Source organism: Hydrogenophaga sp. (assembly GCF_041633695.1).
Taxonomy (GTDB): Bacteria; Pseudomonadota; Gammaproteobacteria; order Burkholderiales; family Burkholderiaceae_C; genus Hydrogenophaga.
This window is the reverse complement of sequence record NZ_JBFJMY010000031.1, coordinates 1-19312: the sequence shown is the minus strand read 5'-3', so window position 1 is coordinate 19312 and position 19312 is coordinate 1. Positions and strand designations below refer to the sequence as shown.

18 protein-coding genes are annotated in these 19312 nt (G+C 64.5%); 13 read left to right on the top strand and 5 right to left on the bottom strand.

What is annotated here, in order from left to right:
• Both ABYB95_RS03500 and hemA read right to left on the bottom strand, forming a co-directional pair.
• On the bottom strand, nucleotides 1–507 hold a 507-nt coding region (locus ABYB95_RS03500; RefSeq protein ID WP_372657060.1), incomplete at its 3' end, for a PCRF domain-containing protein.
• A gap of 94 nt (nucleotides 508–601) precedes the next feature.
• Entirely contained in the window at nucleotides 602–1903 is a 1302-nt protein-coding gene (gene hemA, locus ABYB95_RS03495) for a glutamyl-tRNA reductase (RefSeq protein WP_372657059.1), read from the bottom strand.
• A 49-nt stretch (nucleotides 1904–1952) separates the two neighbouring features.
• On the opposite strand from hemA, the gene ABYB95_RS03490 reads away from it, so the two are divergent.
• Entirely contained in the window at nucleotides 1953–2219 is a 267-nt protein-coding gene (locus ABYB95_RS03490) for a hypothetical protein (RefSeq protein WP_372657058.1), read from the top strand.
• A 22-nt stretch (nucleotides 2220–2241) separates the two neighbouring features.
• Here ABYB95_RS03490 and ugpQ read toward each other — a convergent pair whose 3' ends face one another.
• Nucleotides 2242–3012, bottom strand: a complete 771-nt coding sequence (gene ugpQ / locus ABYB95_RS03485; RefSeq protein WP_372657057.1) for a glycerophosphodiester phosphodiesterase — start codon at nucleotides 3010–3012, stop codon at nucleotides 2242–2244.
• A gap of 161 nt (nucleotides 3013–3173) precedes the next feature.
• Here ugpQ and ABYB95_RS03480 point away from each other — a divergent pair, with 161 nt between their 5' ends.
• The 12 genes from ABYB95_RS03480 to clsB all read left to right on the top strand — a co-directional run bounded on the left by ABYB95_RS03480 (nucleotide 3174) and on the right by clsB (nucleotide 17488).
• Entirely contained in the window at nucleotides 3174–7067 is a 3894-nt protein-coding gene (locus ABYB95_RS03480) for a DUF3683 domain-containing protein (RefSeq protein WP_372657056.1), read from the top strand.
• Between the two features lie 50 nt (nucleotides 7068–7117).
• Nucleotides 7118–7531, top strand: coding sequence for a gamma-butyrobetaine hydroxylase-like domain-containing protein (locus ABYB95_RS03475; protein WP_372657055.1), 414 nt, complete (start codon nucleotides 7118–7120; stop codon nucleotides 7529–7531).
• A 16-nt stretch (nucleotides 7532–7547) separates the two neighbouring features.
• Nucleotides 7548–8279: a bifunctional demethylmenaquinone methyltransferase/2-methoxy-6-polyprenyl-1,4-benzoquinol methylase UbiE gene (gene ubiE, locus ABYB95_RS03470; RefSeq protein ID WP_372657054.1), complete on the top strand. Its 732-nt coding sequence runs from the start codon at nucleotides 7548–7550 to the stop codon at nucleotides 8277–8279.
• 45 nt (nucleotides 8280–8324) lie between these two features.
• Nucleotides 8325–9290 carry a Tim44 domain-containing protein gene (locus tag ABYB95_RS03465; protein ID WP_372657053.1) on the top strand — a complete coding sequence of 322 codons (966 nt, stop codon included), beginning with the start codon at nucleotides 8325–8327 and terminating at the stop codon, nucleotides 9288–9290.
• A 71-nt stretch (nucleotides 9291–9361) separates the two neighbouring features.
• Nucleotides 9362–9991: an SCP2 domain-containing protein gene (locus tag ABYB95_RS03460; RefSeq protein ID WP_372657052.1), complete on the top strand. Its 630-nt coding sequence runs from the start codon at nucleotides 9362–9364 to the stop codon at nucleotides 9989–9991.
• Nucleotides 9988–11553, top strand: a complete 1566-nt coding sequence (gene ubiB, locus ABYB95_RS03455; RefSeq protein ID WP_372657051.1) for a ubiquinone biosynthesis regulatory protein kinase UbiB — start codon at nucleotides 9988–9990, stop codon at nucleotides 11551–11553. Before ABYB95_RS03460 ends, ubiB begins: the two co-directional genes overlap by 4 nt.
• Nucleotides 11554–11887: 334 nt before the next feature.
• On the top strand, nucleotides 11888–12244 hold the full coding sequence (locus ABYB95_RS03450; RefSeq protein ID WP_372657050.1) for an FmdB family zinc ribbon protein: 357 nt from the start codon (nucleotides 11888–11890) through the stop codon (nucleotides 12242–12244).
• A gap of 2 nt (nucleotides 12245–12246) precedes the next feature.
• Nucleotides 12247–12936: a DUF502 domain-containing protein gene (locus tag ABYB95_RS03445; RefSeq protein ID WP_372657049.1), complete on the top strand. Its 690-nt coding sequence runs from the start codon at nucleotides 12247–12249 to the stop codon at nucleotides 12934–12936.
• A gap of 47 nt (nucleotides 12937–12983) precedes the next feature.
• On the top strand, nucleotides 12984–14786 hold the full coding sequence (gene aspS, locus ABYB95_RS03440; protein WP_372657048.1) for an aspartate--tRNA ligase: 1803 nt from the start codon (nucleotides 12984–12986) through the stop codon (nucleotides 14784–14786).
• A gap of 49 nt (nucleotides 14787–14835) precedes the next feature.
• Nucleotides 14836–15372: a dihydroneopterin triphosphate diphosphatase gene (gene nudB / locus ABYB95_RS03435; RefSeq protein ID WP_372657047.1), complete on the top strand. Its 537-nt coding sequence runs from the start codon at nucleotides 14836–14838 to the stop codon at nucleotides 15370–15372.
• Between the two features lie 56 nt (nucleotides 15373–15428).
• On the top strand, nucleotides 15429–16157 hold the full coding sequence (locus ABYB95_RS03430; protein ID WP_372657046.1) for an endonuclease/exonuclease/phosphatase family protein: 729 nt from the start codon (nucleotides 15429–15431) through the stop codon (nucleotides 16155–16157).
• 65 nt (nucleotides 16158–16222) lie between these two features.
• Nucleotides 16223–17488 (top strand): cardiolipin synthase ClsB, encoded by a 1266-nt coding sequence (gene clsB / locus ABYB95_RS03425; protein ID WP_372657045.1) that lies wholly within the window; start codon nucleotides 16223–16225, stop codon nucleotides 17486–17488.
• A 47-nt stretch (nucleotides 17489–17535) separates the two neighbouring features.
• Here clsB and otsA read toward each other — a convergent pair whose 3' ends face one another.
• On the bottom strand, nucleotides 17536–18915 hold the full coding sequence (gene otsA, locus ABYB95_RS03420; protein ID WP_372657044.1) for an alpha,alpha-trehalose-phosphate synthase (UDP-forming): 1380 nt from the start codon (nucleotides 18913–18915) through the stop codon (nucleotides 17536–17538).
• A gap of 8 nt (nucleotides 18916–18923) precedes the next feature.
• A partial coding sequence (locus ABYB95_RS03415; protein ID WP_372657043.1) for a glycoside hydrolase family 15 protein occupies nucleotides 18924–19312 on the bottom strand: 389 nt, incomplete at its 5' end.

The following is a 19312-nucleotide window of genomic DNA, read 5'->3' as shown; positions in this document are numbered from 1 at the left end:
GCGACCGGCGACGCGCAAGACGATTTCCTTGTAGCCGCCCAGTTCGCCGGGCGACTCGCTCACCGCCTCCACCTGCCAACCTTGTGACTCGGCGTAGCGCGTGTACAGGCGTGCCAGATCGCCAGCGAACAGGGCCGATTCGTCGCCGCCGGTGCCGGCGCGAATTTCCAGAAAGGCATTGCGCTCGTCGTCCGGGTCCTTCGGCACCAGCAGTTGTTGCAGCTCCGCGTCGAGTTGCTCCAGATCGGACTCGGCGCTGTGGATTTCTTCCTGGGCCAGATCGGCCATTTCGGGGTCGCGCAGCAAGTCCTTGGCCTGGGCCAGATCGGCTTCGCGTTGTTCGTAGCGGTTGAAACAGTCCACCACCTGCGAAGCCTCGGCGTGCTCGCGGCTGAGCGCGCGGAAGCGGTCCATCTGGTTCACCACGTCGGGGGCTGACAGCAGAGCGTCGAGTTCGTGCAGGCGGGCGCGCTGGCGGCTGAGGGTGGTGCGGACAAAGGGTTTCATGGAGCGGGGAAATCGGATAGCGCCGGTCGGTGGCGGGACTGCCCTGGCGGCAGCGGCGTGCCTGCTGTGTGGGCAGGCGGGCAACGCACCGGCGCTAAGAGTGGTGCGGGCCGCGCGGCGCTTTGGCCGGGTCTTCGCGCAGAAACAGGCGCGAAACGGTTTGGGCGGTGGCGGCGCGGGTCTGGGCGTCGCCCGCGTGCAGTTCGGCCAGGGTGCCGTGCAGCATTTTTTGCGTGAGCCCGCGCGACAGGGCTTCGAGCACCGCCTCGACCGGTTCGCCCTTGGCCAGCAGCTTTTTGGCGCGCGCCAGTTCCAGGCTGCGCCATTCGTGGGTCTGGGCGTGGATTTGCTGGATCAGCGGCACCACACCGTTTTCCGGATGGCGCTGGTCCATCCAGTGCATGAAACTGAGCACGCCCGCGTCGATGATGGCTTCGGCTTGCGCCACGGCGGCCTGGCGGTTGTCTTTGCCGGACTGCACCACGGCGGCTAGGTCGTCCACGGTGTAGAGGTAGACGTCGTTCAGCGCCTGGACTTCGGCTTCGATGTCGCGCGGCACGGCCAGGTCGACCATGAACATGGGGCGGTGGCGGCGTTTTTTGAGCGCACGCTCCACCGCGCCCAGGCCGATGATGGGCAAGGTGCTGGCGGTGCAGCTGATGACGGCATCGAATTCGTGCAGGCGCTCGGGCAGGTCGGCCAGGCGCATGACCTCGGCACCAAAGCGGCCCGCGAGCTTTTCACCGCGCTCCAGGCTGCGGTTGGCGATCGCCATGCTCTTGGGCGACTTGGCCGCGAAGTGCGTGGCGGCCAGTTCGATCATTTCGCCCGCGCCCACGAACAGCACGCGGATGTTGTGCAGGTCTTCAAACAGCTGCGAGGCCAACCGCACCGCAGCGGCCGTCATGCTGATGGAGTGGGCGCCGATCTCGGTGGAACTGCGCACTTGTTTGGCCACCGCAAAAGAGCGCTGGAACATCTGGTGCAAGGTGGTGCCCAGGGCACCGGCCTGGTCGGCGGCGCGTACCGCGTCCTTCATCTGCCCCAGGATCTGGGGTTCGCCCAGCACCATGCTGTCGAGCCCGCTGGCGACGCGAAACGCATGGCGTGCGGCCTGGTCGTCGCGCAGCACATAGGCGTGGTCGCGCAGCACATGGCTGCTCACGCCGCCAGTGTGGGCCAGCCAGTCCAGGGTCGAATCGACCTCGGCCTGCGGGGCGGCGCAATACATCTCGGTGCGGTTGCAGGTGGACAGCAGGGTGGCCTCGGGCTGGCGTGCCATGGTCTGGCGAAAACCGTGCAGCGTGGGCTGGATCTGGTCGAGGGCGAACGCAAACCGACCGCGCAAATCGAGCGGTGCGGTGTGGTGGTTGATGCCAAGGGCCCAGACAGACATGTTGCAGATTATAAAATCGGGCGCTTATGGATGCGTCTTTGGAGTGTGAATGACATTTTTGGCGCCCTTGTGGCATCTGGCCGGACTGCTTGCGCCCGCCTTGGTGGTGGCGTCCCTGCTGTGGCTGGGCTTGCGTTTGCGGCCCGCCCGGGTGGTGGTGCGATCACCGGCCATGCAGTTTGGCGTGCTGGCGCTGACCGGTGTGCTGGTGCTGCTGATCGGACTGGCCTACTTTGGCCGGGACGGCAAGATGGCCACTTACGCGGCGCTGGTGCTGGCGCAGGGCACGGCGACCTGGTGGATGCGCGGGCGCTGAAGCAGGGGTTTCGGCAGAGGGCTCAGGCGCTGGGTGGAAACAGATCCACCCGGTCGGTGATGAGGCTGTCAACGCCCAGGGCGATCAGGCGCTGGGCGGCCCATTCGTCGTTCACGGTGTAGGCCAGGGTGCGAAAGCCCGCGTTTTGGGCCTGGGTCATGGACGACAGGTCCCACAGCCCATGTTCACAGACCACGGCCACGCAACCCAGGGTCAGCGCGGTTTCCAGCCAGCCGGTCCACAACGCGTCGAACAACAGGCCACGCGGCAGTTCGGGCGCGGCTTCGCGCGCGCTGGCCAGTGCCTCGGGCTGGAACGAAGTGAGCAAGGGCGGTGTGGTGCCGGCCGCGTTGCCATCCGCGCGCGACCACAAACGGGCCGCCGCCAAAGCCACTTCGCGCCCGGTCTGGCCCTCGTGTCCCGGCGTGGGCTTGATCTCTATATTGAGCATCAAGCGGTTGGCCTGGCAGTAGGCCGCCACGGCGCCCAGGCTGGCCAGCGGTTCGCCGGCGTAGGCCCGCGAATGCCACGCCCCCGCGTCCAGCTGGCTCAGCGCGTCCCAGTCTTGCTCACCGGCGATGCCCGAGCCATTGCTGGTGCGCGCCAGGCCATCGTCGTGCAGCAGAAACACCACGCCGTCGGCGCTCAGTTTGGCGTCGCACTCGAACATGCGGTAACCGTGTGCCGCACCCAGGCGGAACGCGGCCAAGGTGTTTTCGGGCGCCAGCCGTCCGGCGCCACGGTGCGCGATCCAGCGGGGGTAGGGCCAAGGGGGAAGGTCGAGGACGGGCATGGTGTTGGTGGCGTGGTGGTGGACGAGCCGCCGCGTGCGGTAAAAGCCGCTGCTGGGGGCGCCTGTTTGCCCAGTGTGCCAGTACCCGCCGCCAAGGTGTGTGTATGGTGCGCTGCGGTACCATCGACGGCTCAGCTTTTCCGGCTGAACCTTGTACCGACATGAACGCTCCAACTCCGCTCACGCTGCTCCACACCACTGGCCAGGAAGCTCCGCGCCTGCGCGAAATTCCCTACAACTACACCTCCTTTTCGGATCGTGAGATTGTGCTGCGCTTGTTGGGCGAGCGCTCCTGGGCGGTGCTGGACGGTTTGCGCGGCGAGCGGCACACCGGGCGCTCGGCCCGCATGTTGTACGAAGTCCTGGGCGATATCTGGGTGGTGCAGCGCAATCCGTATCTGCAAGACGACTTGCTGGACACGCCCAAGCGCCGCAAACAGCTGGTGGACGCCTTGCACCACCGGCTCGGCGAAGTGCAAAAACGCCGCACGCCCCAGGACGATGCCGAGCGCGACGCGCTGGTGGCCGAACTGCTGAAGGCCGCACGCGCCGCAGTCGATGCTTTTTCGCATTCGTTTGAAGAAATGGCCCGGCTGCGCGAGCGCGCCACCAAGACCTTGCGCAAACTCACGGCGGGCGACAACATCAAATTTGACGGCCTTTCGCGTGTGTCGCACGTGACCGACGCCACCGACTGGCGCGTGGAATACCCGTTTGTGGTGCTCACGCCCGATACCGAGGCCGAAATGGCCGCCCTGGTCAAAGGCTGTTTCGAGATCGGCCTGACCATCATCCCGCGTGGCGGCGGCACCGGCTACACCGGTGGCGCGATTCCGCTGACTTGGAAGAGCGCAGTCATCAACACCGAAAAGCTCGAAGCCATGACCGAACTGGAGTTCGTGCAGGTGCCGGGCCACGAGCAGCCACTGCCCACCATCTGGACCGAAGCCGGTGTGGTCACCCAGCGCGTGGCCGATGCGGCCGAGCGCGGCGGCCATGTGTTCGCGGTCGACCCCACCAGCGCCGAAGCGTCCTGCGTGGGCGGCAACATCGCCATGAACGCCGGTGGCAAAAAGGCCGTGCTCTGGGGCACGGCGCTGGACAACCTGGTGAGCTGGCGCATGGTGACACCCCAGGCCGAGTGGCTGGAGGTCACCCGGCTGGACCACAACCGGGGCAAGATCCACGACGCCGAAGTGGCGACCTTCGAACTGAAGTATTTCAAAGCCGACGGCAAAACGCCGATCCGCACCGAGCAGCTCGCGATTCCCGGCAAGACCTTCCGCAAGGAAGGCCTGGGCAAGGACGTGACCGACAAGTTCCTGAGCGGTTTGCCGGGCATACAAAAAGAAGGCTGCGACGGCCTGATCACCAGTGCGCGCTGGCTGGTGCACAAAATGCCGGCGCACACCCGCACGGTTTGCCTGGAGTTTTTTGGCAACCCCAAAGACTGCGTGCCGTCCATCGTGGACATCAAAGACTTCATGTTTGCCGAGATGAAGCGCCCCGGTGGCGCCATCCTGGCCGGCCTGGAACACCTGGATGACCGCTACCTGAAGGCGGTGGGTTACGCCACCAAGAGCAAACGCGGCACCTTGCCCAAAATGGTGCTGGTGGGCGACATCGTGGGCGACGACGCCGACGCCGTGGCCCGTGCCACCAGCGAAGTGATCCGCCTGGCCAATTCGCGCAGCGGCGAAGGTTTTACCGCCATCAGCCCGGAAGCGCGCAAAAAATTCTGGCTCGACCGCAAGCGCACCGCAGCCATCAGCAAGCACACCAACGCCTTCAAGATCAACGAGGACGTGGTGATCCCGCTGCCGCGCATGGGCGAGTACACCGAGGGCATCGAGCGCATCAACATCGAGCTCTCGCTGCGCAACAAGCTCAAGCTGTGCGACGCGCTGGAGGACTTCTTCACGCGTGGACATTTGCCCCTGGGCAAGCCGGACGATGCCGGTGGCATTCCGAGCGCCGAGTTGCTGGAAGACCGCGTGGCGCAGGCGCAGGCCCTGGTGCGCGAGGTGCGCGCGCTCTGGAGCGGCTGGTTGAACGGTGTGGAACAGCACTTTGCGCAACTGCAAGACCACAGCTTGCGTGCCAGCTGGAAGACGCAGATTCAGACGCCCCTGCAAGCGATCTTCAGCGGCGCCGCCTTTGGCCCCATCCTGGCCGAATGCACGGCCATCCATCAGCGCGTGCTCAAGGGCCGGGTATGGGTGGCGCTGCACATGCACGCCGGTGACGGCAATGTGCACACCAACATCCCGGTCAACAGCGACGACTACGAGATGCTGCAGACCGCGCACGAGGCGGTGGCCCGCATCATGGTGCTGGCGCGCAGCCTGGACGGCGTGATCTCGGGTGAACACGGCATTGGCATCACCAAGCTGGAGTTTCTGACGGACGACGAATTGCGCCCGTTTGCCGACTACAAAGCCCGGGTGGACCCGGAAGGCCGCTTCAACAAGGGCAAACTCTTGCGCGACTACGGCGCTTCGACCGCCCTGGCGCAAGACGCGCGGCTGCGCAGCGCCGACTTGAGCAATGCCTACACACCCAGCTTCGGCCTGATGGGGCACGAGTCGCTGATCATGCAGCAGAGCGACATCGGCGCCATCGCCGACAGCGTGAAAGACTGCCTGCGTTGCGGCAAGTGCAAACCGGTGTGCGCCACCCACGTGCCGCGCGCCAACCTGCTGTACAGCCCGCGCAACAAAATTCTGGCGACCTCGCTGCTGGTGGAGGCTTTTCTGTACGAAGAGCAGACCCGGCGCGGCATCAGCATCAAGCATTGGGAAGAGTTCGAAGACGTGGCCGACCACTGCACGGTCTGCCACAAATGCCTCTCGCCGTGCCCGGTGGACATCGACTTCGGCGATGTGTCCATGAACATGCGCAACCTGCTGCGCAAGATGGGGAAAAAGAGCTTCCGCCCCGGCAACGCGGCGGCCATGTTCTTCCTGAACGCGACCAACCCGGCCACCATCCAATTCATGCGCAGCGCCATGGTCGACGTGGGCTTCAAGGCCCAGCGCATGGCCAACGAGTTGCTCAAGCGCCTGGCGCGCAAACAGACCAGTGCGCCACCGGCCACGCTGGGCGCTGCTCCGATCAAGGAGCAGGTGATCCACTTCATCAACAAGAAAATGCCGGGCGGTTTGCCGAAAAAATCGGCGCGGGCTTTGCTCGACATCGAGGACAAGGACTACGTCCCCATCATCCGCAACCCGCAGGCCACCACGGCCGAGACCGAAGCCGTGTTCTATTTCCCCGGTTGCGGATCGGAGCGCTTGTTCAGCCAGGTCGGCCTGGCGACCCAGGCGATGCTGTGGCACGCCGGCGTGCAAACGGTGCTGCCGCCGGGTTATCTGTGTTGCGGCTACCCGCAGCGCGGCTCGGGCCAGTTCGACAAGGCCGAGAAGATGATCACCGACAACCGGGTGCTGTTCCACCGCGTGGCCAATACGCTGAACTACCTGGACATCAAGACCGTGGTGGTGAGCTGTGGCACCTGCTACGACCAGCTGCAGGGTTACGAGTTCGACAAGATCTTCCCCGGCAGCCGCATCATCGACATCCACGAATACCTGCTGGAAAAGGGCATCACGCTGCCCGCCGGTCAGGGCGGATTCCTGTACCACGAGCCTTGCCACAACCCGATGAAGCTCGGCGACCCGATGAAGACCGTCAAGGCGCTCATCGGCGACCAGGTGGTGAAGTCGGAGCGTTGCTGCGGCGAGTCCGGCACCTTGGGCGTGACCCGGCCCGACATTTCGACCCAGGTGCGCTTCCGCAAGGAAGAAGAGATCCGCAAGGGCGAAGCGCAACTGCGGGCCAGTGGCGCCGTGGCCGAGCAGGGCAACGTGAAAATCCTCACCTCGTGCCCCAGCTGCCTGCAAGGCCTCACCCGCTATGGCGACGACCTGAACAACGGCTTGCTCGAAGCCGACTACATCGTGGTGGAGATGGCGCGCCAGATCCTCGGCGAAGATTGGCTGCCCACTTACGTGGCCCAGGCCAACCAGGGCGGCATCGAACGCGTGCTGGTCTGAGACCTGGAACCGTTCCAGCCCAAGCACCACCCAAACTTCAGGAGCACACCATGGCCGGCCTCGACAAAAACACCCCGACACCAGAGTCGATCACGCTGCACCAGCAGTCCAAGGTGCTGGAGCTCACCTACTCCGACGGCAAAACCTTCCACCTCCCGTTCGAGCTGATGCGGGTGTATTCGCCCTCGGCCGAGGTGCAAGGTCATGGCCCGGGGCAAGAGGTGCTGCAGACCGGCAAACGCGAGGTCGGGATTCTGGCGCTGGAGCCGGTGGGCAATTACGCGGTGCAGCCCACCTTCACCGACGGACACGAGAGCGGCATTTTTTCTTGGGACTACCTGTATTTTCTGGGCACTCAGCAAGAGCAACTGTGGGCCGATTACAACGCCAGACTGCTCGCGGCGGGCGCGCAGCGCGATGCGCCCATGGCCGACAAGCCCGGGCACGCTTGCGGCAGCCATTGAGCTTTAACATTCCCCCATGGCCACCACACACTTCGGATTCAAGACCGTCAACGAAAGCGAAAAAGCCCAGCGCGTGCGCGGCGTGTTCGACTCCGTCGCGCCCAAATACGACGTGATGAACGACCTGATGTCGGGCGGGCTGCACCGGATCTGGAAGAAATACACCCTCGCGGTGGCCAACCCGCAGCCCGGGCAACAGGTGCTGGACATCGCTGGCGGTACCGGCGATTTGTCGCTGGCGTTTGCCAAAAAGGTGGGGCCGACCGGGCGCGTGGTGCACACCGACATCAACGAAGCCATGCTGCGCGAAGGCCGCGACCGCCTGCTGAACGCCGGCGTGGTGCTGCCCAGTCTGGTGTGTGACGCCGAACACCTGCCCTTTGCCAGCGCCTCCTTCGACTTCGTCTCGGTGGCCTTTGGCTTGCGCAACATGACGCACAAGGAACTTGCCCTGGCCGAAATGCATCGGACCCTCAAGCCGGGTGGCAAATTGCTGGTGCTGGAGTTTTCCAAAGTGGCGCAGCCGCTGGAAAAAGCTTACGACTGGTATTCGTTCAACATCCTGCCCAAGCTGGGTCAACTGGTGGCTGGCGACGAAAGCAGTTACCGCTACCTGGCCGAATCCATTCGCATGCATCCGGGCCAGCAAGTCTTGCGCCAGATGATGAAAGAGGCCGGATTTGGGCACGTGGATGTGCACAACCTCACGGCGGGCGTGGTGGCCTTGCATGTCGGCATCAAGTGTTGAGCGCATGATGGGTTTTCGAGACAAATGGTTTTTTAGGAATTTCAAGTGATAAGCAGCAAGCTGTGGTCTTTGGTTCTGGTGGGTGCCTTGGCACTGGGTGTGCAAGAAGCTGAGGCCCGGCGCATGGGCGGGGGCTTGTCTTTTGGCAAGCAGTCGAGCAATGTGAGCCAGCGCAGCACCCCGGCGGCGCAGCCCCAGGCCGCGCCACAAGCTGCGCCCAGCGCGACCCGTCCGGCCAACGCGGTGAACCCCGCTGCAGCGGCACCCAAGCGCCAGTGGGGCGGCATGCTCGGCGGTCTGGCTGCCGGTCTGGGCTTGGCCTGGTTGGCTTCTTCTCTGGGGCTGGGCGAAGGTTTCGCCCAGATTTTGATGATTGGGCTGCTGGTGATGGCGGGCCTGGCTCTTTTCCGTCTGTTCACCCGCCGCGCTGGCGCTGCGCCAGACCAGGGCATGGCCTACCAGGCTGGCGCAGCCGCAGCGCCCTCGGTGCCTCGGGGTTACAGCTTGAAGAACGTGGGCAACGACGCATCCGCCAGACCCTGGGAGCACAACGGCTCCGCGACCGGCAACGGCGCGGGTGGCTCCATGATCGGTTCGGCGCTGGTGGGCAATCAGACCTGGGGTATTCCTGCTGGCTTCGATGCCGAAGGCTTCCTGAAGGCCTCCAAGGCCAACTTCGTGACCTTGCAAGACGCCTGGGACCGCTCGGACATTCCCAGCCTGCGCGCCATGATGACGGACGGCATGCTGGAGCAAATCAAAGGCCAGTTGGTCGAGCGCGAACACGAGGACGGTGCGCCGTCCAACAAAACCGAGGTGGTCATGCTGGAAGCGCAGTTGCTCGGCATTGAAGAGACCGATGGCGAATACATGGCCAGCGTGGAATTTTCCGGCATGATCCGCGAGGATTTTTCTGCCGGCCCCAACCCATTCCGCGAAGTCTGGAACATCACCCGCCCGCAAAACGGCCCCGGCGGCTGGCTGGTGGCCGGGGTTCAGGCGCTGAGCTGAGCCGCTGGCGCCCAGGCGCTTTCCGGGTGCGCGCGGCAGGGCGCGCTTTATCCGTCAAAATCGGGGGGATCATGAACAATCCCTCCAACGACTCTACCCACGCGGCGTCTGCCGCTCCCGCAGGTCTGCTGCAATCCTTGCTGGGCGCGGTTCGCCCGCCGGAGTGGGTGGTGGGCGAACTGCAAAACCGCCTGGTGCTGTTCCTGAACCATGTGCTGATGCAAGAGCCGCAAGCCCAGGACCGGCTGCGGCGGCAAAAGGGCAAAACCATGCGGGTGCAGTGGGGCGAGTTCTACCTGGTGCTTGCGCCGACGCCGGCGGGTTTGCTGGAGCAGGCGGATGCTGGCGCCAAACCCGAACTGACCCTGTCTTTGACGCAGACCTCGCCGTTTGCCTTGGTGCAACGCGTGCTGAGCGGCGAAAAACCCGCGGTGGACATCCAGGGCGATGTGCAACTCGCCGCCGAAGTGGCCTGGTTGGTGGACAACGTGCGCTGGGATGTGGAGGAAGACCTGTCCCGTCTGGTGGGCGATGCCATGGCGCACACGCTGACCCGTTTCGCCCAGGCCGCTGCGCAAGCCTTGAAGGGTTTTGCGCGCCGGGTGCCGCCGGGTTTCCCGCCAGCAGGTCCCGGGCCGGTCGACCCGAACGCCACCGGTACCGCAGCCGGTAGCCCGAACACCAGCGGTTCCGGGCGATGAGGCGCCTGTTTCGGGGTGCGTTCATCGTCTGGATCGTGCTGCGCTACGGCCTGGACGAGCTGGTGCTCTCCAGCTTCCAGCGCCCTGGTCTTCGGTTGTTGACGCGCATTGTTTCCATCGGTCGCAACCTCGACAGCCCGCGCGGTCAGCGTTTGCGCGAAGCGCTGGAGCGCTTGGGGCCCATTTTTGTCAAATTCGGTCAGGTGCTCTCCACCCGCCGCGACCTGCTGCCGGTCGACATCGCCAACGAACTGGCGCTGCTGCAAGACCGGGTACCGCCGTTTCCCAGCTCGGTGGCGGTGGCCACCATCGAGCGCGCGTTTGGCAAGCCGCTGGACGCGGTCTTTTCGCATTTTGAACAGGTGCCGGTGGCCAGCGCGTCGATCGCGCAAGTGCACTTCGCCACCCTGAAAGACGGTCGGCAAGGCGGTCGTGAGGTGGCGGTGAAGGTGTTGCGGCCCAACATGTTGCCGGCGATCGAAAAAGACCTGGGCCTGATGCGCATGATGGCGGGCTGGGTCGAGCGTCTTTCGGCCGACGGCAAGCGGCTGAAACCGCGCGAGGTGGTCGCCGAATTCGACAAGTATTTGCACGACGAACTGGACTTGTTGCGCGAAGCCGCCAACGCGGCCCAGTTGCGGCGCAACATGGAAGGCCTGGACCTGGTGCTGATCCCGGAAATGCTCTGGGACTACTGCCACACCGAGGTCATGGTGATGGAACGCATGCACGGCCTGCCCATCAACCGGGTGGACGAGCTGCGCCAGCGCGGTGTGGACATTCCACAGCTCGCCAAGGACGGCGTCACCATCTTTTTCACCCAGGTGTTCCGCGACGGCTTTTTCCACGCCGACATGCACCCTGGCAACATCCAGGTGAGCGTCGATCCGGCCACGTTCGGGCGCTACATCTCGCTCGACTTCGGCATCGTGGGCACGCTCACCGAATTCGACAAGGAATACCTGGCGCAGAACTTCACGGCCTTCTTCCGACGCGACTACAAGCGTGTGGCCGAGCTGCACATCGAAAGCGGCTGGGTGCCGGCCAATACGCGGGTCGACGAGCTGGAGTCGGCGGTGCGCGCCGTGTGCGAACCCTATTTCGACCGCCCGCTGAAAGAAATCTCGCTGGGCATGGTGTTGATGCGCCTGTTCCAGACCTCGCGCCGCTTCCACGTCGAAATCCAGCCGCAACTGGTGCTGCTGCAAAAAACCCTGCTCAATATCGAAGGCCTGGGCCGCGAGCTGGACCCGGAACTGGACCTGTGGCACACGGCCAAGCCGTTCCTGGAAAAGTGGATGCTGGAGCAGATGGGCCCCCAGAAATTGCTGCGCCAACTGAAGGACGAGGCGCCGCAATACGCCAAACTGTTGCCTGCGCTGCCGCGCTTGCTGCACGACTACCTGCTGCACAAACCGCACGAGCTGCGGCGCGAACTCGATACTTTGGTGGCCGAGCAGCGGCGCACCAACCGGCTTTTGCAGGCCATCATCTACGGTGGACTCGGTTTTCTGCTGGGTTTGATCCTGATGCAGGTCTTGTTGCGTATTCGCCTCTGGTAGCGCAGGACCTAGGAGCCTGCGCGGCAGAAGAAGCGTCGGCTGCAAAGCGCCCGCAGCGGTCCATTTTTCACCGTCTTTTTGCCCCATAGCCGGGCTATGGGGTTGCAAATCCGGCAACAACTGTCCTCGCTGGGGGCGATTTTCGCTTTCGACGCCTTCTGCCACGCAGGCTCCTCGCACGGATCGGGGTCTGGACGGTCTGGGCCCCGCTGGGGCCGGGGCCAATTTATAATCATGGGTTTCCTTCCTCAGCACCTCTTTTGACAGTTTTGCTGGCGTAGGCCCCTTGGGCCCTGCGCGCCCGGCTGTCCATGCCATTCACCAGGTTCTCGTCATGCCCATCTATGCCTACAAGTGCGCGTCCTGCGGCCATGCCAAAGACGTGTTGCAAAAAATGTCGGATCAGCCGCTCACCGTTTGCCCGTCTTGCGGGGAAGCCAGCTTTCAAAAGCAGGTGACAGCGGCCGGTTTCCAGCTCAAGGGTTCTGGCTGGTACGTCACCGACTTCCGGGGTGGCAGCAACGGCGCTCCAGCCGAGGGTGCCGGTGCCAAAACCGGCGACGCCCCAAGCAGCACCAAGCCCGCGGCGGACGCTCCTGCTGCCGCCAAGACCGCACCGGCTGCAGCGCCAGCCGCTGCCCCCGCTGCCAGCCCCGCGCCTTCGGGTTCGCCGTCCGGTAGCGCGACCTGAACATGGCTTCGTTGCGCAAATGGCTGTTTTCCGGCCTGCTGGTCCTGGTGCCCCTGATTATCACCCTGTGGGTGCTCGAATGGGTCGTCAGCACGCTGGACCAGACCCTGGGCATCCTGCCCAAGGTCTGGCATCCCGATCAGCTGCTGGGCATCCACATTCCCGGTCTGGGGGTGGTTTTTGCGCTGGCCGTGGTCTTGTCCATTGGCGCACTGGCATCGAACATCATCGGCAACCGGTTGGTGAACTGGTGGCATGCGCTGCTGCACCGCATTCCTGTGGTGCGCTCGATTTATTCCGGCGTGAAGCAGATTTCCGACACCGTGTTTTCCGAAAAGGGCAATGCGTTTCGCAAGGCCTTGCTGGTGCAATGGCCCCAGGAGGGCATGTGGACCATTGGGTTTCTGACCGGCGCGCCAGGCGGTGAGGTGCTGCAGAAATTGCAGGCCTCAGGCCCGCTGGGCGGCGTGGAGCCGGACGAGTTCCACAGCGTGTATGTGCCGACCACACCGAATCCGACTGGCGGCTATTTTGTGATGATCCGCAGGCGCGACTGCATTGAACTGCGCATGAGCGTGGACGAAGCCCTGACCTACATCGTTTCCATGGGCGTGATCGTGCCGGGTGGCCCCCGCAACGCGGCGATCACCGCAGCCCAGAACCCCGAATCAACGGCCACTCCGGCCAGCTGAATTTTTTCGCGACCCCAGGTTGCGAGTCCCTTGAAAGAAGAACTGACATGGCCATGCGCTCCCACTATTGCGGTCTGGTGACCGAAGCCCAGCTGGGTGAATCCGTTTCCTTGTGTGGCTGGGTGAACCGCCGGCGCGACCACGGCGGTGTGATCTTCATCGATCTGCGCGACCGCGAAGGTTATGTGCAAGTGGTGTGCGACCCCGACCGGGCCGACATGTTCGCCACCGCCGAAGACGTGCGCAACGAGTTTTGTGTGCAGGTCAAAGGCTTGGTGCGTGCGCGTCCCGCAGGCACCACCAACGACAACCTGAAGAGCGGCAAGATCGAAGTGCTGTGCCACGAACTCACCGTGCTCAACGCATCGGTGACGCCGCCGTTCCAGATCGACGACGAAAACCTGTCGGAGACCACGCGTCTCACGCACCGCGTGCTCGATCTGCGCCGCCCCTACATGCAGAACAACCTCATGCTGCGCTACCGCGTGGCCATGGAAGTGCACAAGTTTCTGGATGGCAACGGTTTCATCGACATCGAAACCCCCATGCTCACCAAGAGCACGCCCGAAGGCGCGCGCGATTATCTGGTGCCCAGCCGTGTGCACGACGGCCATTTCTTCGCGCTGCCGCAGTCGCCCCAGCTGTTCAAGCAGTTGCTGATGGTGGCGGGCTTTGACCGCTATTACCAGATCACCAAGTGCTTCCGCGACGAAGACCTGCGCGCCGATCGCCAGCCCGAATTCACCCAGATCGATATCGAGACCTCGTTCCTGGGCGAAGAGGACATCCGCGACATGTTCCAGGGCATGATCAAAACCGTGTTCCAGAACACCATGAACGTGGATCTGGGCGACTTCCCCGTCATGCCTTATGCCGAGGCCATGCACCGCTTCGGCTCCGACAAGCCCGACTTGCGCGTGAAGCTCGAATTCACCGAGCTCACCGACGTGATGGCCGATGTCGATTTCAAGGTCTTCAGCGCCCCGGCGCAAATGGCCAACGGCCGTGTGGTGGCGCTGTGCGTGCGCGGTGGCGCCGAAATGAGCCGCAGCGAGATCGACGCCTACACCGAGTTCGTCAAAATCTACGGCGCCAAAGGCCTGGCCTGGATCAAGGTCAACGAAGTGGCCAAGGGGCGTGACGGCCTGCAAAGCCCGATCGTGAAGAACATCCACGACGCCGCGCTGACCGAAATTCTCAAACGCACCGCCGCGCAAGACGGCGACCTGATCTTCTTTGGCGCCGACAAGGCCAAGGTGGTGAACGACGCCATCGGTGCGCTGCGCATCAAGATCGGCCACAGCGAACTGGGCAAGAAGAACGGCATCTTCGAGAAACGCTGGGCCCCGCTGTGGGTCGTGGACTTCCCCATGTTCGAACACGACGAGGAAGAAGACCGCTGGACCGCCGTGCACCACCCGTTCACCGCGCCGAAGGACGGCCACGAAGACTGGATGGTCACCGCGCCCGAGAAGTGCATCGCCAAGGGTTACGACATGGTGTTGAACGGCTGGGAAATCGGTGGCGGTTCGGTCCGTATCCACCGCGCCGACGTGCAGAAAAAAGTGTTCGACGCTTTGAAAATTTCGCCCGAAGACGCGCAGCTCAAGTTCGGCTTTCTGCTCGATGCGTTGCAATACGGTGCGCCGCCGCACGGTGGCCTGGCCTTTGGTCTGGACCGCATCATCACCCTGATGACCGGCGCCGAATCGATCCGCGACGTGATCGCTTTCCCCAAGACCCAGCGCGCCCAGTGCCTGCTCACGCAAGCGCCGAGCCTGGTGGACGAAAAGCAGTTGCGCGAACTGCACATCCGCTTGCGCAACACCGATCTGGTCAAGCCGGCCTAAACGGCTCTTGCTGCAGAATGGAAGGGCGCTGGATCAGCGCCCTTTTTTCATGTCGGTCCTATCTGAAAGTTCCTCGGTGCTGGAGCCTCGCCCGTACAAAATCCCCGAATCCGTGCTGGTGGTGATCCACACCCCGGCGCTCGAGGTGTTGCTGATCGAACGGGCCGACGCGCCGGGCTTCTGGCAATCGGTCACCGGCTCCAAGGACGCCTGGCATGAGACCTTCGAGCTCACAGCGGTGCGCGAGGTGGCGGAAGAAACCGGCCTGGATGCGCGGGCCGATGGCCATGTGCTGAGCGACTGGGCGCTGGAGAATGTGTACGAAATCTACCCGCAGTGGCGCCACCGCTATGCGCCGGGTGTGTTGCACAACACCGAGCATTTGTTTGGTTTGTGCGTGCCCCAGCCCTTGCCGGTGCGGCTGAGTCCACGCGAACACCGGGCGCAACTCTGGTTGCCCTGGATGGAAGCGGCCGAGCGCTGTTTCTCGCCTTCGAACGCGGAAGCGATTTCCTGGCTGCCGCGTCTGGCCGATCTGCCTTCGCCGGCTGCGGCGGTGCGGCCAGCAGGGCCACGTGTGCGCTGAGGCATTGGCCCTGGGGCGCGCGTGTACCCGTGCCCGCTTGGTGGCATGATCCGCCCATGGGAATCTTGCGCGTAGCCACTTACAACATACACAAAGGCGTGCAGGGCGTGGGTCCTTCGCGCCGGCTCGAGATCCACAACCTGGTGCACGCGGTGGAGCAGTTCGATGCCGACATCGTGTGTCTGCAGGAAGTGCGGCGCCACCACCGCAAGCTCGAAAAGGCCTTTACCCGCTGGCCCGATCTGGGGCAGGCCGACTACCTGTCGCCCGAGGGTTACGAGTCGGTTTACCGCACCAATGCCACCACGCGCCATGGTGAGCATGGCAACGCCCTGCTGTCGCGCTGGCCGGTGCTGAGCAGTGGCCACGCCGACGTGTCGGACCACCGCTTTGAGCAGCGTGGCCTGTTGCACGTGGAGTTGCTGGTCGATGGGGTTGAGCTGCATGTGGTGGTGGTGCACCTGGGCCTGATCCACGCCGGGCGCGAACGCCAGGTGCAGCGCCTGGGGCAGTTTGTGCGCGACAACGTGCCCCATACCGCGCCGCTGGTCGTGGCGGGCGATTTCAACGACTGGAGCGCACAACTGCTCAAGCCCATGGCGGCCATGGACTTGCAGACTTTTGACGGCATCCGTCTGCCCACCTATCCCTCGCGCCTGCCCTTGCTGCACCTGGACCGTGTGTTCGTGCGCGGCCTGCGCCCGGTCAGCGCCCAGGTGCCACACGGCCGGGCCTGGTCGCGCATGTCCGACCACCTGCCTCTGATCGTCGAGTTGGAACTGTGAACCGGGACGTGCCTGCTCCACCGCCCGCGCGGCCGACCGCGTCCGATGGCAGTGGTGTAGCGCCCATGCAGAGCGGACACCAGCTGCTGCTGTTGCAAGGCGGGACGACCTTCTTCCCTGCGCTGGTCGAAGCCATGGACACGGCGCGTCTCGTGATCCATCTGGAAACCTATATCTTCCAGTTTGACGGCGCGGCACTGCGTGTGGCCGAGGCGCTGGAGCGTGCGGCCTTGCGTGGCGTCGTGGTTCGGCTGGTGGTGGATGGCGTGGGCACGCCACACATTCCCACCGAATGGCAGCAGCGTTTTGCAGCGGCCGGGGTGCGCTGGAGCATGTATTCGCCGCTGGGGCGCCTGGGCCTGCTGGTGCCCAGCAACTGGCGCCGCCTGCACCGCAAGCTGTGCGTGGTCGATGGCGCACTGGGGTTTTGTGGTGGCATCAATCTGATCGACGACCAACACGACGAGGCGCTGGGCCGGCTCGACGCGCCGCGTCTGGACTTTTCCCTGCGTGTGGCCGGGCCGCTGGTGGCCGACATGGTGGAGACCATGGAGCAGTTGTGGTGGCGTTTGCAAGCGGTGCACAAGGCGCGGCAACGCGAGTTTCGGGCCGCCTGGGAGGCCTTGCGCGAGACCCGGCCGGTGGGCGATTTCAGCCGCTTGCTGGCCAAGATAGAAACCTATTCCCGATTCGGCGCGCGGTCGGCTTTGGCCGCGTCCGACGGTGATCTGTCCACCTTCCAGGCGGGGGTGGACGGCGCGCGTGCTTCTCTGGTGCTGCGCGACAACGTGGCGCACCGGCACGACATCGAGCGCGCGTATCTGCGTGCTTTGGGCACGGCACGCACCGAAATCATGATAGCCAACGCCTACTTTGTTCCCGGCCGCAAGCTGCGGCGTGCCCTGACCATGGCGGCCAGGCGGGGTGTGCGGGTGCGCCTGCTGTTGCAGGGCAAATACGAAAATTTCCTGCAGTACCACGCGGCGCGGCCGGTGTACCAGAAATTGCTGGAAGCGGGCGTTGAGATCCACGAATACGCGCCCAGCGCCTTGCATGCCAAGGTGGCGGTGGTGGACCGGCGCTGGGCCACGGTCGGGTCGACCAACCTGGACCCCTTGTCGATGTTGCTGGCGCGCGAGGCCAATGTGATCACCACCGACCAGCGCTTTGCCGACTTGCTGCACGACTGCCTGGACAGCATCGTCAGCTGCGCGGGCAACCGGCTGGATACCTTGGCGCTGAGCCAGCGGCCCTGGCGCCAGCGGGTGCTGGACCGCATCGCGTTCGGCACCATGCGCGCCTTGCTGTTCCTGACCGGGCACCGCTACTAGGCCAAGGCCTGTCACTAAGCGGCGGTTTTGCGAGCGCTGCGTGGCGCTCAGACGTCTTTGGACTCCAGGGTCTGCAGGAACTGCTTGCGCCAGGCGTGCACATCGTCGCGGCGGATGCCTTCGAGCAGGCTGGCGTGCCGGGCCTGGCGCTCGGCCAGGGGCATGTTCAGCGCGCGCTGTGTGGCTTCGGCCACCACCAGCTGGTCGTGCGGGTTGACCAGCAGGGCTTCGGTCATCTGTTCTGCCGCGCCAGCGAAGCGCGACAGGATCAGCACGCCGGGGTTGGCCGGGTCCTGTGCCGCCACGAATTCCTTGGCCACCAGGTTCATACCGTCGCACAAAGGTGTGACCAGCGCCACGCTGCTGGCGCGGTACAGGCCGGGCAGGCGCTTGCGCGCCATGGAGCGGTTGATGTAGCGCACCGGCATCCAGTCCAGTTCGCCAAACTCGCCATTGATCGCCCCGCTCAGGCCTTCGAGCTCGTGCCGCAGATCCGAGTAGGCCGAAACGCTTTCGCGCGAAGGCGCGGCGACCTGGATCAGCACCGCGCGGCCCCGGTTTTCGGGGTAGTCGTGCAGCAGGCGCTGGAAGGCGCGCAGACGCTGTGGCAGGCCTTTGGAGTAGTCCAGCCGGTCCACCCCGACCAGCAGGCGCTTGCTGGCGAACTGGTCGCGCATATTGGCGTAGGTGGTCTGGGCCTCTCGACCTTCGCCCAGACGGATGAACTCGTCCACATCGATGCCGATCGGGAAGGCCTGGGCGCGCACCGTGCGGCCAAACGCGGTGAAGACGTCGTTTTCCCGCTGCTCGGCCCGGGCCTCGTTGCGCACATAGTGGGCAAAGTGTCCCAAGTCGGTCTGGGTCTGCAGGCCGATCAGGTCGTAGGCGAACAGCGAGCGCATCAGCCATTCGTGCTGTGGAATCGCGGCCATCACCACCGCCGAGGGCAGCGGTGTGTGCAGAAAAAACCCGATGCGCTGCTCGCAGCCCAGTGCCCGCAGTTCGGCCGCCAGCGGGATCAGGTGGTAGTCGTGGATCCAGATCACGTCGTCGGGCCGCAGCAAGGTGGCCAGGTGCTGCGCAAACAAGCGGTTGACGCGCCGGTAGCTGTTGATGTCGCCGTGGTCGAAATCGGCCAGATCGAGCCGGTTGTGGAACACCGGCCACAGCACCCCGTTGGAATAGCCCAGGTAGTAGGCGTCGTGGTCGGCCTGGGTGAGGTCGATGGTGGCCAAGGTCACGTTGCCGGCGCGCTGCTGCTGCAGCCGCGATTCGGTGCCGCGCTCGGGCTCTATCATCTGGCCGCTCCAGCCAAACCAGAGCCCGCCCGAGTCGGACAGCGCATCACCCAGCGCCACGGCCAAGCCGCCCGCCGCCGCCTTGCGTGGATCGGCGACCCGGTTCGATACCACCACCAGCCTTTTCATATGCGTCCTTAAATGACAGAGTCCCAGGGCTCGGAGAGCCGCACCGCGCCGTTGATCAGGCCGACCATGGAGTAGGTCTGCGGGAAATTGCCCCAGAGTTCGCCGGTCACCGGGTGTGTGTCCTCCGACATCAGGCCCAGCGGGTTGCGCGCGGCCAGCATGGCTTCGAAAATGTCGCGCGCCTGTTCTTTTCGGCCGATACGGGCCAAGGCGTCCAGGCGCCAGAAGCTGCAAATGTTGAAGGCGGTTTCGGGCTTGCCGAAGTCGTCCGGCGCTTCGTAGCGGCGCATGTAGGGGCCATCGCAAAGCGACGCTTCGAGCGCTTCCACCGTGGCCACAAAGCGCGGGTCGCAGGGGTCGATGAAACCCACCTCGGCCATCAGCAAGACGCTGGCGT